We start from the raw sequence: 14,753 nt of genomic DNA on the forward strand, positions 1-14,753 counted from the left end.
ATATTCTTTATTTCACTGTTAAAGAGAATTGCTAAAAATATTAATTTATAATGTTAGGTTATTTGCATGGCTAGTGTTCTGGGAATCGTTAGAATTCTGCGGAGATCGGAGAGCGAGAGGCGAAGAGTGAAGGTCGGTGGCAAAGGATGAAGAGTGAAGGGTCCGAGGTCGAGGTCGAAGATCGGAGGCTGGAGGCGAGAGTAGAAAGGTCGGAGAGCGAAGGGCGAAGGTTGGTAGCAAAGGATGAAGAGTGAAGGGTTCGAGGTCGAGATCGAGGATCGGAGGATGGAGACGAGAGTATAATGGTCGGAGAGCGAAGGGCGAAGGTTGGTGGGCAAAGGATGAAGAGTCAAGAGTGAAGGTCGGAAAGTGGAAGCCGGCGAGTGAAGAGTGAAGGGCAGAGATCGGAGGCCGAAAGGCGGAGGTTGAACAGCAAGAGGCAAGAGGTGAAGGCGGAGGTTGGAGCAAACCGCGAAAGGCGAGAAGATAAAGCACAAGTACGAAAGGACAAGAGCGCAAGGCAAGCGTCAGATACTCTCTCATCGTATAAAATGAAAACAAAAGCAGCTGCCCTCCGCCAATGTTCTGACATGGGACAGCTGCTTTCAAGAAAGTTGGAACGGGCTAGAGATCGAGCGATCATTACGATTGAGGCATCATTTAGCCATAGTATAGCCATCCAATCGTAATCATCCAGTGGTGATCATGATTTTGCAATCACTATGCCCTACCCGTACGATGCTCAAGCTTCTTCGGGATTCTCCGCAAGCTCGGCAATGCGTTTCTCAGGGTTTTGCGTATATTCTCCCCCGTGGTAGCAGAGGACTTTATTCAGCTTCAAGCCTGTGAGTTTTTTCAGACTGCGCAGCGCTTCTGGCATGTCGGGAGTTGCTGGAGGTGCGGGGCCGACCAGTTCGTCGTCAACGACACGCAGCTCATCGGCAGCAAGCAGGAATTGCTGCTCGCCAAAATACAAACACAGATGACCTGGTGTATGCCCAGGTGTGTGAATGACTTGTGTCCCGCCTTGCAGCGGCAGGATATCTCCGTCGGCTAACGTTCTGCTGATGTTAATCTCAGGCAGCTGCATTAGCAGTTGATCGGCAAGCGCCAGGACAGGGGCGGGCAGCATGGCCCGGCGCTCCGACGTGAATTTGATCAGAGGCTGTGCACCGGTAACATACGGGATTTCATCCGCATGAGCCCAGACCTCCAGACCCGGGATGGCATCCAGCAGGGCGCCCAGATTACCGATATGGTCCATATCCTGATGAGTCAGGATCACACGTTTGATATCGGAGAGGGATACATTCAGGTCTTCGAGTGTGGCCTCCAGCTCGGCAAATTGACCAATCATGCCTGTGTCAACAAGGGTATAGCCGTCTTCGTCACGAAGCAGGACGGGATGGATCGGGTTCTTGCCTGTTGGTGTTGGAATATGCAGCTGTAACACGGTGATGGATGGGATCGGTTGGTTCATATATTTTTCCGGATATGAATCCGGAACACCTCCTTTAATAAATGTAGTTTTTCAAGATAACGACATGCAGGCATTATTAATCTTTCACACATTCATTTATGCCAAGCCTTCATACTTGAGATGTTTCCTGTATTTTTTCACCGCATGCAGAATCCATTCAAACGTCTCTTCCTCATTACTTCCGTCCTTGACGACAGCTACGAACGAAAAGTTTTCGTGAATCAGCCGGTTCCTAGTCTGGAATACCTGATGAAGTGTGGTGCTGCATTGCTCTTTGCCCGCCTTCAGAACGATATGCTGTTTGCCAAGCTCGGCTTCAAGTATTTCCATGTTAGTGCGTGCCCGGTATGCAGGAGTTTTCATGAGTTGGGTCGAATTAAACCTTTTCTGATACGTACGTTTGTAGAGCTGCAGCAGCATCTGCTCCATAATCGAGCATAATTCCACGGTGAGCGAAGCGTATCTTCTGTTTTTTCGTTTACGGACAAGCTCGCTCGTTTGTTCTTCATCCAGCCATTCGTAGTGTTCATATATAGCGGAATCGACATGGTTCAGAATATCGTGATATTCCTGTTCGAGCAGATGGATCTCAAGCTTGGCGAGTTTCTTCACGTGTTTGAATTCCTCTTGGGTCAGCATACGACTTGTCCTCCCATGAATACCGAGATGTGAATGGATAACGATCTGATGATAGGTGTAAAAAAAGATCACCTTAATTATGCTCATTAAAGAATCGCGATAACTCCGGTTCATCGAGAAACCGCTATGACGAAAGCTTTTAAATGGATTACTATGATAATAGTTGCTAAAGATCGTCATAGCTCCGGTACATCCATCAAGGGTTTACAATGATGCTGGTTGTTAAAGAGATCAAGATAGTGAGCTATATAAGTTGAACTATTTATTTACACGTGAACGGAGAGGACAGAAAAAACCTGAAAAAGCGGAGCTAAAAGCTTTCTGCAAGAAAGCTACATCGGAAGCATAAGCTTCGCCTTTATCACCAGATTTTTCCCGTTGTAAAAGGGAATCGAAAAAATCTGGGGATAACAGCGATTGGAAGGTTATTCTGTCATCGGAGGATTGTGTAAAATCTTTAGTTCAACACTTATATATTAAAGTATCGCTTTATTATCTCATATTTTGGAACAAAATTCCGCACACGCTTTCGGGGCAAAAACAATTCACAGAACCTCCGGTTCAGAAGGGAAGAACCATATGTCTATTCAGACTGCAATTGTTACGGGAGCCAACTCAGGCATGGGTTTGGCAACTACCATCGAGCTTGCAAGGCAGGGGTATCATGTCATTATGGCCTGCCGTAGCGAAAAGAGAGGACTGGAGGCGCTTCAGCAGGCTTTGCGCCAGTCTGGCTCTACCCGGATCGAGCTGATGCTCTGTGATCTCGGTTCGCTGGACAGCATACGCCAGTTTGCCCGCAGCTTCCGCGAGCGGCATAAGCAGCTCGATGTGCTGGTGAACAATGCAGGTGTAGTGATGATAAAACGCAAGGAGACATCGGACGGCTTCGAGCAGAGCATCGGCATTAACCATCTGGGACATTTTCTGCTCACTCTGCTTCTGATTGAACCGTTGAAGGCAGCGAAGCAGGGGCGCATTGTAAATGTCTCGTCTGGTGCGTATAAAGCCGGAAAAATTCATTTTGATGATCCGCATTTCCACAAAGGATATAACCCGATCAAAGGTTACGCCCAGTCCAAGCTCGCTAACGTATATTTTACCCGTTCGCTTGCCCGCAGGCTTGCGGGAACCTCGGTTACAGCCAATTGCCTGCATCCCGGTGCAGTTGGAACCAGCATCGGAGTAGACCGCAACACCGGATTCGGCACTCGCATTATGGCTTTTGCAAGCAAGCTTCCCTTTTTCCTGACACCGGAGGAAGGGGCCCGGACAGCGATCTATCTGGCGACAAGTCCAGATGTCGTCGGAGTGACCGGACGTTACTTCTACCGGCAGAAGGAAGAGCGCCTGAAGAACCACGCCCTGGATGATGCGGCTGCTGAGCGGTTATGGACGTGGAGTGAAGAGCAGGTCGGACTGCAACCTGAAGAAAGATTGTAATCTGACCTGAGATGCATGATGCGATGCACCCCCTTGTCACTTGAAGCAGATCAAAGCCACGTCATCTCTTATTACGCCTATCCACCACAAGTCAAGCACGACATTTCAAGTCACGCCTAATCATTACAAGCATGTCTGGTCATTCCACATGACTCATGTCACGCTGCGCTAACAGCCTGCAAGAAGCTTCTTTGTTCAAGCCTTATTCTTCACAGTCTGCAGAATCTCCTCAATTAAAGCATCAACACGCTTCATGCCTTGATCCCCCTGACCGTAAGCGCGGACAGAGACAGACGAGGCATGTTTCTCTTGTTCCCCGAGCACCAGTGAATACGGAACCTTTTGCAGCTGGGCCTCGCGAATTTTGTATCCGAGCTTTTCACTGCGCAAGTCTGTCTCCACACGTATTCCGGCTGCCCGCAGCTGGCTTTGCACCTGAAGTGCATAGTCTGCATAATGTTCCGATACGGGGATCAGCTTCACTTGCACAGGAGCGAGCCAGAGCGGGAATGCGCCTGCATAATGCTCTGTAAGAATACCGATAAAACGGTCGATGGAGCCGTAAATGGCTCGGTGGATCACGACCGGACGATGCCGGAGGCTGTCTTCACCGATGTATGTCAGATCGAATTTTTCGGGCATTTGAAAATCAAGCTGGATTGTTCCGCATTGCCAGCTGCGCTTGAGCGCATCGAGGATATGAAAGTCAATCTTGGGACCGTAAAAAGCACCATCGCCCTCGTTAATGCGGTATTCCACACCACGGGCGTCCAGCACGTTTCGCAGCGCCTGCTCCGCCTGATCCCACAATTCTTCCGAGCCCATGGAATCCTCCGGGCGTGTAGACAGCTCTATTTTATAGTCAAATCCGAAAATGTCATACATCCGTCCAATCAGGGAGATGGCCCGGTTGATCTCCTCTTCAATCTGTTCGGGCATCACATAGAGATGGGCATCGTCCTGACAAAAAGTCCGCACACGCATCATGCCATTCAGGGCACCTGAATATTCATGACGGTGAACCTGACCAAATTCCATCATGCGAATGGGTAATTCGCGATAGGAATGCAGTGTGTTTTTGAAAATCAGCATATGTCCCGGGCAGTTCATCGGTTTCAATGCAAAAGTGGCGTCATCCACATCCGCAAAATACATGTTGTCCTTGTAGTGCTCCCAGTGACCGGACTGCTCCCACAGACGGTTGTTCATCATGAGCGGAGTGCGGACCTCCTGATATCCTTCCTGCAGCTGCAGCTCTCGTGAGAACTGCTCCAGCTCTGTACGAACAGTCATGCCTTTGGGCAGATAGAAGGGCATGCCGGGTGCTTCTTCCGAGAACATAAACAGCTCCAGCTCTTTGCCGAGCTTGCGGTGATCCCGCTTTTTCGCTTCTTCGAGCAGATGAAGATGCTGCTCCAGCTGGGCTTTATTCGGAAAAGCAGTGCCGTAGATGCGTTGCATCATTTTGTTGTCCGAATTGCCGCGCCAATATGCACCTGCCACATTCAGCAGCTTAAACGCCTTGATGCTGCCAGTGGAAGGTAGATGAGGGCCGCGGCACAAGTCGAAAAACTCACCCTGCTCATAGATTGACAGTTCAGCATCCTCCGGCAGATCCCGGATGAGCTCCAGCTTGTAAGGGTCCTGAATGGCTTCGAATAACTCCACAGCTTGCGCCCGGCTAACCACCTTGCGGTGAATCGGAAAATTTTCCTGAATGATCTTGTTCATTTCCCGCTCAATCGCTTCAAGATCGCTGATGGAGAGGGACTGCTCCAGATCCACATCGTAATAAAATCCATCCTCGATGACAGGACCAATGCCCAGCTTCACCTGGTCTGCCCCATACAATCGTTTCAGTGCTTGTGCCAGCACATGGGCTGTGCTGTGACGATACCTGTACACACCTTGCTCGCTGTCCAAAGTCACGATGATCAATTCGCAGCTCTGCTCCAGCTTTTCGCTCAGATCGACATGTCGACCATTCACAATACCGCCGATGGCCTGTTTGCCAAGACTTGTGCTGATCGAAGAGGCAACCTCACCCACAGTAGTGCCCGCATCGTAAGAACGGAGATCTCCGCCTTGCAGCCGAACTTCGATTAACGCTGCAGGTACTTCAGACTGCGGATTGCCCGGGGAACCAGTGTTGTTTTCAAATTTTTGTTTGTTCTCTTGACTCATGTGAACCACTCTCCAATATGTGTGATGGAAGCGCAAAAAACACCCGTCCCGGAAAAGGGACGAGTGCGCTTGGCTCGTGGTTCCACCCTAATTTGGTTATGGTGCAGTCCATTCTCGGCCAGCCGCCGGAAATAGACACATCATAACCCTCATTGGAATCCATTAACGGGGATCAGGCGGTGAACTCTACTGACCGTTTGGACTGATGGTATCCCGCGAAGGCGCGGCAGCAGTTAAACGGAGGTTCGAGACCACGGCTGCAGAGGGGTAACTTCGGTCCGTTCGCTGAAGAAGGTCTCACCAATCCCTTCTCTCTCTGGGCAGCACGCAAACGAAATCATGTCTCTGGTCATTGCCAAATATGAATGGACCATGCGAATCGAATTCTTTAGGTAAAATTCAGATACGTTGATCCAGAAATGTTCAACATTCATATTACCATTTGGAACAGGTGTTACTTGAGTGTCGATTATATAGACTGAAAATGGAAAGGTCAAGTGCAAGATTGAATCGGGCAATTATGAATCCCAGATCAGTCGAATAGTAGTTCCTTCCCCTGGTACAGAGCGGACCTCAATGCGTCCTTTCATCGCTTCGATCAGACCTTTGGTGACCGCCATGCCGAGCCCGGACCCGATGTCAGAAGTGCCTGTATCCGTACCCCGATAATATCGTTCAAACAGCTTCCATACCATCTCGGGGCTCATGCCTTGACCATTGTCAGCAAATTCAATCGTAAATTCACCGTCTCGTTCACCGTTAAGCACACGAACAACAAGAGTAGCTTCTGGCGGGTTGTGGAGCAGTGCATTAGCGGTCAGATTATCTACGATTCGTTCAAAAGAAGGAATGTGCACCAGCCCGTATACAGGCTTGTCAGCAGGTTGAAAAAGAATACGCTTCTCCCCATAGGCAGGATTACGCTCGGCTCGCTGCACAAGATCACAAAGTAGCGCATTTACGTCACTTCGTTTGACTTCAGGCTGGTATCCTCCGCTCCGCAGCCGATAGGTCATCGCCAGGTCATTCACAAGCCTGTCCATGTACATTGATTTATCTATCATAATACCTGCGAATTCCCGGACTTCCTCTGTCGTCCAGCTGTACTTGTCCGTTTCCAGCATATGAGCGTAGCCCTGAATGGAAGAAAGAGGTGTCTTGAGGTCATGCGTAATGCCAGCGATCCATTCCTCTCGAAGAGAATCCGTCTGTTTCCGTTGTTCTTCATTCTGCTTGAGTGTATGAGATAACGCCTGCATGGAATGAAGCACCTCGCCATACACCTGATATTTACGCTTCCATTTACCATTGCGACGCTGACTTCGAGGAATTCCCGAAACTCCTGCAGGCTCCTCGTAGTGTCCTTTCTCCAGACGCTGCAGCCACTGCAGCATATGCAGCATCGGGGAACCGAAGCGATTGGCGTACCATAATGCCACCAAAACCAGCAGTACAATGATGGACGAAATCAAGACGATCAGTGCTGGCTCCAAAATGAAAGCGTAGGGATTGGTCTCATCCGTAATGGATGCCTGAACTGGTACACTGAGCAGCCAAGTCGTTTCATGTTGTTCGTCATACCACGTTGATACAGAGATGCCAGAACGATTGGGATAACGTACCTTGAGAACAAGATCCTGAATGCTGTATTCACTAGGCACTTCAGAAGACGGTTTATTATAGGATGTGATCTCCTTCCCGTAGGTATCCAGAACTTGAAGATAAGCATTTGATTTTCGAAAAGCCTGCTGCTCAGCTGGCTTTACAGTAAGTTTTCCGTGGTCATACAAGAGCTTTGCACGGACCTGATCCATTAACGATGTGGCAACATTCTTTTCACCATATAACAATGTGAAATTCTTCCCGTCTTTCTCTCTGATGAGCATGGAGAGTTGGTACGGGAACGCTTTTTCGGCTACCCAATAGGCGATTAATTCACCAGGTTTGTAGGAGCTCGGGACATCAGGCGGGACGTGGTAATCGTCAATTACAGCCCCTTTTTCATCCAGAACCTGCAGCCATCCCTTATTTTTATCCACCTGCTTCAACAGATCGGGATCGTAGCGTATGGTGTTATCCGGCAGGATCTCCGCTGTATTAATAAGCTGATCCAAGCCGTAGTTTACAAAATCATCCACCAAATTGACTTCATTGGTTTTCTGTACAACCCAGAAGGTGACAAGTGAACCTAACAAAATAATCAGGAGCACAGTACCCGTAAGCATGCCGATAAACCGGGTCATTAATTTGCGGCGAATACTCATGTCTGCACGGCACTTCCAGCTTGAACCAGCTTGTATCCCAGACCTCGCACATTGACGAGAAATACCGGATTGGACGGGTCTGCTTCGATACGTTCCCGAATACGGTGGATGTGCACCATAACGGTGTTATCATCGCTGATGGCTTCCGAGCCCCATACGCGTTCATACAGTTCTGATTTGGTGAAGATTCGGTTAGGATGCTTGCAAAAAAAGAGCAGTAGTTGGAACACGAGTGCCGGACAGGTGACAGCCTTTCCTTCGACACGAAGCTCTCCGGCCAGCTCATTCACCTGAAAACGACCATAGTTATATACCCCTTGCGGTGTATTAGGCGATGACGTTTTTACGTATTCCTGATTGTTTTGTTGAACGTTTGAAGCTTTGGAAGGCAGGTAACGATTCAGCAGCGATTTGATGCGTGCGACCACCTCAAGCGGATTAAATGGTTTGACAACATAATCATCACCGCCAACGGCGAAGCCTGTAAGCTTGTCATAGTCTGTTGTTTTGGCGGTCAGAAACAGAATAGGTGCATCCGTAATTTGCCGTAGAAAAGGACATATTTCCAGGCCACTTCTGCCTGGAAGCATGATATCAAGCACGATGCAATGATACGTTTTATTGCTGCAGGCCTCGAGTGCAGCTTCGCCTGTAGTCACCGTGTCGATATCGAGAAACTGTTCTTTGAGCAGCACGGTTTTGAGCATATGCAAAATCGCTTGTTCATCATCAACAAGCAGCAGCGAGACGTGATCCATGGTGTTAAACTGCCTCCTTGTCATTCCTTTTCAGTATATTGTTCATATCATATCATTCTTGAGACAGCTTGGAAGAGTTGTTGTCTTAACAGAACCTTAATTATGACGTTTAAAGTCTGGCGATAAATTTAACTAGATGTAAGTGAGGGTTAGACGAAGCATAAGACTCATGATGTAGATTTGACAGAAGAAAGAAAAGATAAACAGAAAGGGTGTTGAATGATGAATAAGAAATGGAAACTGCTGCTCCTGACGGTGACAGCGTTTGCTGTACTATCTGCTTGTACAAGTAACAAAATTACCTCCGATGAGGCAGTGCAGGCTGAAAAGCAAGCTGGAGAACAGGCGACGGATCAAAAGGAAAACGGTGACACTTCAAGCAACGAACAAAATGCGGGTTCGACAGATCAACAGGTAACACCGGACAATCTCATTGATACATTGACGAAGGGTTCCAAAGATGCAATTTATAATCAGTTTACTCCTGATATGAAGCAAGCTGTATCCTTGGAAGATTTCAAGGCGTCTGCTGACAGCTTTTTGAAAGGAGTGAAGTCGTGGAAGCAGATGGTGGATGCTGAGATGAATGGTTTGACGGAACATGCGTGGACAGACGATACAGGAACCAAGGGGATCCTCGCTTATTTTACAGAAGATCATCAGATTGCCGGATTAAGCATTACTCTACTGGAATCTCATCCCGATACAGATAACAAGCTGACCAAGACCGAGTTTCATTTTCCGATGAAAGGAGAGATGTATGTCTTCTGGGGAGGCCATAGTGTTCTGGAAAATTATCATTACGAGCATGAAACACAGCGCTATGCACTCGATATTGTTCAGACAAAAGACGGGGCGAGTTATCAGGGAGACGCTAAGAATAACGCCAACTATTATGCCTTTGGTCAGCCCCTCTATGCTGCTGCGGATGGTACGGTAGTGGAGATCAAAAATGATATCGAGGATAATGTGCCTGGTGTGATGAATCCGGAAGAACCAGCGGGTAATTATGTGGTTATCGATCACGGTAATAAAGAATACAGTATCACGGGGCATATCAAAAAAGGCAGTGTAGCGGTGAAAAAAGGGGATCAAGTCAAGCAGGGGGATCACATCGGTGATTTAGGTAATTCAGGCAACTCCAGTGAAGCTCATTTGCACTTTCAGGTATCCGATGGTCCAGACCTGTTCACTTCGCGTTCGCTCAATATTCGCTGGGCTGATCAGAGCCAGGAGTTGACGCGGGGAAATACAGTACAGGGATTGCCAGAGTAATCTGAACAAGGGTTAGCATTTTACAGAATCCCCGAACGAGAAAGCCCACTTCTGTAGACGTGGGATAAAAGTGAGGTCGGATACGGAGTATCACAGATTCATTGGATGTTGGGATGTCGGGATATCTACATGCTGTACGCCAGCTTCCGTTTTCCATTATAATAGCCTTTATATTAAAGCTTTGAACTGGGCGTATACTAATATTGGACGATATAAGTTTTACTATTCATTTACACGTGAACGGAGAGGACAGAAAAAACCTGAAAAAGCGAAGTGTTCGCCTGAAAGCTTTCTGCAAGAAAGCTGCTTCGGAAGCATACGTTTATCACCGGATTTTTTCCTTTATTAAAGGGAATCGAAAAAATCTGGGGATAACAGCTACTCTCCAGGTTGTTCTGTCATTAGAGTGATTGTGTAAAATCTTTTAGTTCAACTTATAAACGTTAATGGAGGAATCGGAATGGAACTGGAAAAGGTGCAGATTGAATACGCGCGTCTTGAAGACTTGCCAGGTATTGTAGCCATTTATAATTCTACGATCGAAAGCCGTATGGTAACGGCAGATCTGGAGCCGGTGACGGTAGAGCAGCGCCTGCCATGGTTCAATGAGCATTCGCCGGATCGTCGTCCATTGTGGGTAATGAAGCTGGATGGGCAGGTGATGGCATGGGCCAGTCTGAGTTCATTTTATGGGCGTCCTGCTTACAATGGCACGGTAGAAGTGAGTGTGTATGTGGATCAGCATTGCCGGGGGATCGGCGCAGGAGGCCGTTTGCTGGAGACAGTGTTTGACGCATGTCCTGCACTGGGGGTAACGACAATTCTTGGTTTTGTGTTTGGGCACAATGAGCCGAGTCTGGGGTTATTACGCAAGCATGGCTTTGAACAGTGGGGATTCTATCCCGAGGTGGCTGTGCTGGACGGTGTGAATCGGGATTTGGTCATTCTGGGTAAAAAAATCTGACTGGAGCCGATTGCCTGCGGCTTCAACGTAAATATAGGAAAACCTCCGTATCCACGATGACGTGGCTTGCGGAGGTTTTGTTCGTTTTATGGTATCACAAGCCAAGCTGCTGCTTGATCTCCAGAATCTGTCCCAGATGGCGCTCCTCATGATAGCTTGTAAAATCGACCCATTGCGCAAGATCCATCTCACCGAAAGCCGGGTGCGGGAACGACTTGCTGCGTAGCAGGGCAACATCATGCTCCTGTGCAAACTGCTCCAGTGCGCGATGAGACGCAGCCAGATCGTTGCGAATATCCGAAAGTGCCTCAGGGTCAGTTGGTGGCTGCACATGAGGAGGGGCTTCAACGGATCGGCTGCGGTCCAGAGACATTTCATAAGGTTTTTTCTCAATGGACACATTTTGTTCTTTTTCCAATGCAAGACGAGCTTGCTTGGTGATTACATTTTCCATAAGATTCAAGTGCCGCAGCACTTGTATAATGCTCCACTGTTCGGGTGAAGGCTTCTGATTCAAGTGATCTTCATCTAATCCAGAGATAGCCTCCCAGATTTGATTGCGTATTTCATCATTACGTTCAAACATCATTAACATCCTCTCTGTAGGTTTATTACAATAACATTACGGTTTTTATATGTTCAATGGAACATATGTAATCTTGTTTAATCAGCATAGAACATAGAAGGAGTAAATGCGAACTTCACCTATATTTCCTCTTGTTAGATGAATTTTTGGAGAAAACAAAAAACATACCCTTGAATTGGGTATGCTGAATCGTATACATCGTCGTCTGTAAAACGAAAAAAAGATTGACGGGCAACCCCCGGCAAACTATAATCGGTAACAAGTAACTTGATATGTAAGGAGTCCTGACATGATATGTTAGTAATCGACGAGGTGTATCACCATACAGCATTGCAAATATCATCGTCCGATCTATTGTACCTTATCGAACGGTTGAAGGTCAAAAAAGAAAATGAGATCGACACACTCAAGCAGAAGATTGAACAGTTTGAACAGAAGCGGCGAGCCGAGGAAGTGGCGTACCAGTCCTTGTCGCCTGTACGCAAATGGTTTGCAGGGCGTCCGGCTTCTCACCACCAGGCGGTGGAATATATGGTGCAGGTGAAGGAACGTTTTCGCAAGATGGAGCAGATTCGCAGACGCATTCGTGAGCTGGATCTGATTGTGGAACGCATTCAACTTGCTGAACAGCATCATCAGGAAGAGCTCGAGCTTACACCCGAGACGATTCGCGAGATCAGACAGCTTAGTGAAACGGAGGATGTACAGGCATGACTTTGGAGACGTTAAGCTCCGGGATCGACACCGTCTGGGTTGTACTCAGTGCAGCGATGATCTTGTTGATGGAGGGCGGATTTGCCCTGCTGGAGGCCGGGTTTGTCCGATATAAAAACAGTGTGAACATCATTATGAAGGTGTTTGCCGATATTACAATCGGTACATTATTGTTTTACACCATCGGGTTTGGATTGATGTACGGTTCAGATGCAGGTGGTTTCGTGGGTGTAACAGGATTTTTCCTGAACGGAGATCTTTCCCATCTGGATGTGCCGGTATCGCTGGAGACTTTCTGGCTGTTTCAGGCGGCCTTTACGATTGCCGTGATATCCATTGTGTCCGGGGCGGTAGCCGAAAGGATCAATTTCAGGGCATACCTGTTGTATATTATTCTAATGACAGCGATTATCTATCCGATTGGCGGACACTGGGCATGGGGAGGTGGCTGGCTCAGTCAGCTGGGCATGCAGGATTTTGCAGGATCAGCAGTCATCCATGCTCTGGGCGGCTTCTCTGCGCTGGCCGCTGCGATTATTATCGGGCCGCGCAAAGGCAAATACACACCGCTTGGTGTGAGTGCGATCGCACTGCCGAGCAATTTGCCGCTGGCATCGGTCGGTGCTTTCCTGCTGTGGTTCGGATGGTTCGGTTTTAATGCGGGAAGTACCTTGAGTGCCACAGATGTCAGAATCGGTCACATAGCAATTGTGACGATGCTGTCTGCAGCTGCAGGTGGTGCGGCTACGCTGCTGTACACCTTGTTCCGCTTTAATCGTTCGGATGCGCCATCTGTTATTAATGGTTCACTTGCGGGATTGGTAGGTATCACGGCTGGATGTGCTTTTGTAGGTGATCTGGCGGCGATATTCATCGGCGCCGTCTCCGGTCTGCTGATGATGGCCGCCACCAGCTGGCTGGATCGCATGCGGATTGATGATCCGGTCGGTGCATTTCCTGTACATGCCGTCTCGGGAATGTGGGGAACAATCGCAGTAGGGCTGTTCGCTACGGATGGCGGGCTGTTCATGGGCGGCGGCTGGAAGCTGCTTGGCGTTCAGGTGCTGGGCCTTACTGCACTGGTGCTGTGGGGATTTGCGATGACCTGGTTTGGACTCAAGCTGATTGGCAAGCTTGTTCCTGTCCGCTCCACTGAGGAAGAGGAGGAACTGGGCCTGGATATCAGTTATCACGGGGTGATGGCTGCCCACCAGTCGCATGAGTTCCTGGATGGTGAGGAGCATATGCTTGCGTATCAGAAGAAATTCCCTGATTCAAATCGATAACATGAGTATTATGAAGAGAGAGGGGCTGACGGAGTCAGCCTCTTTTTTACACAAGAAAGCAGGGAAAAAAGACAAGGCGGAAGAATATACAGGTGTGAGCGTGAATAAGTCTCAGCATAGGTGTAACGTCAAAAAGGGAGGATCTATATGATTAAGCCGGAACAATGTGAACGTCTGACTAGAAAAGCTCGTAAAACCCTCGAAGAAGAATACGGTCTCGGTGCTGTTGCTGATCTGGTGCTGGATGCTGGACGCTGGGGTATTCGTCTGGATGTATCCACAACGGATCAATATCGCAGAACAGGCAATTCGCGTGTAGGCGGGCACCCTGATCTGCCGGAGGATCTGGACTGGCCGCTTACAGAGAACGGGGTGCCGATGACTTTTCTGGCCCAGCTGAATATGGTGGATCTGACTCCATACACGCCGAATGACGGACGCGGAACGCTGCCGGAGCGGGGCATGCTGTACTTTTTCATTGGAGAGGTGCAAACTGGCTACCCGATTGAACATCAGGTGATTTATGAACCTTCAACACATCATTTAGTGAGACGCGAGCCTGAAGGGGACACTGCGCTGGGGGGGAAACCGACGGTAGCTCATTCCGTTACGGTATTGCCTAACCTTGAAGTTCCTACATATCCGTATATAGATGGGGCGGCATTAAATGAACGGCAAGCAGTTCCAGCGATTGAATCCGGGAAAGAGACTGCTGTTGAAGCTGCCGAGGGCAGTTTGTTTGACCGTTATCTTGAATTTGAATCGGATTGGAATCATCCAAGCCCGCTGAACTGGGGTGGTATGTTTGGTTATCCGGAGGGGCAGCATCCCGATGCAGAGCATCAGGCATTAAGTTATATCGAGCTCGGTGAGGCTTACAATGGCGATGAGCTGGAATGTATGAACAAGCTGACAGCACACTACGGTGGTGATGAGGAACGGACGTGGGAAGAGCTGTCGGATACATTGCTGCTGTTAAAAATAGATACGCATGATGCCATCGGCTTTCATTGGCTGGACTGCGGTGAGCTTCAATTTTTCGTTCGAGGTGCGGACTTGGAGGCTGGTCAATTTGACCGCACATGCTGCTTGATTTATTCAAGCTGATTGGCCGCGTTTAAAATGTTGAGTCTAACCCATTGTTGTATTCCATATATTAG

General features: G+C 48.5%; 12 protein-coding genes. 6 read left to right on the top strand and 6 right to left on the bottom strand.

The annotated features are described in order from the left end of the window. Positions 1 to 742: 742 nt before the first annotated feature. Together ACQSGY_RS04585 and ACQSGY_RS04590 are read right to left on the bottom strand one after the other, a co-directional pair. Positions 743 to 1,480 carry an MBL fold metallo-hydrolase gene (locus ACQSGY_RS04585; protein ID WP_427050863.1) on the bottom strand — a complete coding sequence of 246 codons (738 nt, stop codon included), beginning with the start codon at positions 1,478 to 1,480 and terminating at the stop codon, positions 743 to 745. A 96-nt stretch (positions 1,481 to 1,576) separates the two neighbouring features. After that, the gene (locus ACQSGY_RS04590; protein WP_427050864.1) at positions 1,577 to 2,119 is read right to left on the bottom strand and encodes a hypothetical protein; all 543 of its coding nucleotides are present in this window, start codon (positions 2,117 to 2,119) and stop codon (positions 1,577 to 1,579) included. Positions 2,120 to 2,698: 579 nt separating this feature from the next. Here ACQSGY_RS04590 and ACQSGY_RS04595 point away from each other — a divergent pair. Next, entirely contained in the window at positions 2,699 to 3,562 is an 864-nt protein-coding gene (locus ACQSGY_RS04595; RefSeq protein ID WP_427050865.1) for an SDR family oxidoreductase, read from the top strand. A gap of 195 nt (positions 3,563 to 3,757) precedes the next feature. On the opposite strand, the gene thrS is transcribed toward ACQSGY_RS04595, so the two are convergent. The 3 genes from thrS to ACQSGY_RS04610 all read right to left on the bottom strand — a co-directional run bounded on the left by thrS (position 3,758) and on the right by ACQSGY_RS04610 (position 8,768). Next, the gene (thrS, locus tag ACQSGY_RS04600) at positions 3,758 to 5,746 is read right to left on the bottom strand and encodes a threonine--tRNA ligase (RefSeq protein ID WP_427050866.1); all 1,989 of its coding nucleotides are present in this window, start codon (positions 5,744 to 5,746) and stop codon (positions 3,758 to 3,760) included. Between the two features lie 518 nt (positions 5,747 to 6,264). Next, positions 6,265 to 8,010: a sensor histidine kinase gene (locus ACQSGY_RS04605; protein WP_427050867.1), complete on the bottom strand. Its 1,746-nt coding sequence runs from the start codon at positions 8,008 to 8,010 to the stop codon at positions 6,265 to 6,267. Beyond that, complete coding sequence (locus ACQSGY_RS04610) at positions 8,007 to 8,768, bottom strand: response regulator transcription factor (RefSeq protein WP_289374929.1); 762 nt, start codon at positions 8,766 to 8,768, stop codon at positions 8,007 to 8,009. The genes ACQSGY_RS04605 and ACQSGY_RS04610 overlap by 4 nt, the downstream gene beginning before the upstream one ends. A 222-nt stretch (positions 8,769 to 8,990) precedes the next feature. Here ACQSGY_RS04610 and ACQSGY_RS04615 point away from each other — a divergent pair, with 222 nt between their 5' ends. Both ACQSGY_RS04615 and ACQSGY_RS04620 read left to right on the top strand, forming a co-directional pair. After that, a complete protein-coding gene (locus tag ACQSGY_RS04615; protein WP_427050868.1) occupies positions 8,991 to 10,043 on the top strand; it encodes a M23 family metallopeptidase in 1,053 nt (350 codons plus the stop codon). A 460-nt stretch (positions 10,044 to 10,503) separates the two neighbouring features. Then, entirely contained in the window at positions 10,504 to 11,007 is a 504-nt protein-coding gene (locus ACQSGY_RS04620) for an N-acetyltransferase family protein (protein WP_427050869.1), read from the top strand. 94 nt (positions 11,008 to 11,101) lie between these two features. Here the strand turns inward: ACQSGY_RS04620 and ACQSGY_RS04625 are convergent, their stop codons facing one another. Continuing rightward, positions 11,102 to 11,596: a DinB family protein gene (locus ACQSGY_RS04625; RefSeq protein WP_427050870.1), complete on the bottom strand. Its 495-nt coding sequence runs from the start codon at positions 11,594 to 11,596 to the stop codon at positions 11,102 to 11,104. Between the two features lie 291 nt (positions 11,597 to 11,887). Here ACQSGY_RS04625 and ACQSGY_RS04630 point away from each other — a divergent pair, with 291 nt between their 5' ends. The 3 genes from ACQSGY_RS04630 to ACQSGY_RS04640 all read left to right on the top strand — a co-directional run bounded on the left by ACQSGY_RS04630 (position 11,888) and on the right by ACQSGY_RS04640 (position 14,700). Further along, complete coding sequence (locus tag ACQSGY_RS04630; protein ID WP_427050871.1) at positions 11,888 to 12,307, top strand: hypothetical protein; 420 nt, start codon at positions 11,888 to 11,890, stop codon at positions 12,305 to 12,307. Continuing rightward, on the top strand, positions 12,304 to 13,593 hold the full coding sequence (locus tag ACQSGY_RS04635; protein WP_427050872.1) for an ammonium transporter: 1,290 nt from the start codon (positions 12,304 to 12,306) through the stop codon (positions 13,591 to 13,593). Before ACQSGY_RS04630 ends, ACQSGY_RS04635 begins: the two co-directional genes overlap by 4 nt. 147 nt (positions 13,594 to 13,740) lie before the next feature. Beyond that, positions 13,741 to 14,700, top strand: a complete 960-nt coding sequence (locus ACQSGY_RS04640) for a DUF1963 domain-containing protein (RefSeq protein WP_427050873.1) — start codon at positions 13,741 to 13,743, stop codon at positions 14,698 to 14,700. Positions 14,701 to 14,753: the final 53 nt, after the last annotated feature.

This window comes from Paenibacillus sp. TC-CSREp1 (genome assembly GCF_050171015.1).
GTDB classification, from domain to species: domain Bacteria; phylum Bacillota; class Bacilli; order Paenibacillales; family Paenibacillaceae; genus Paenibacillus; species Paenibacillus silvae.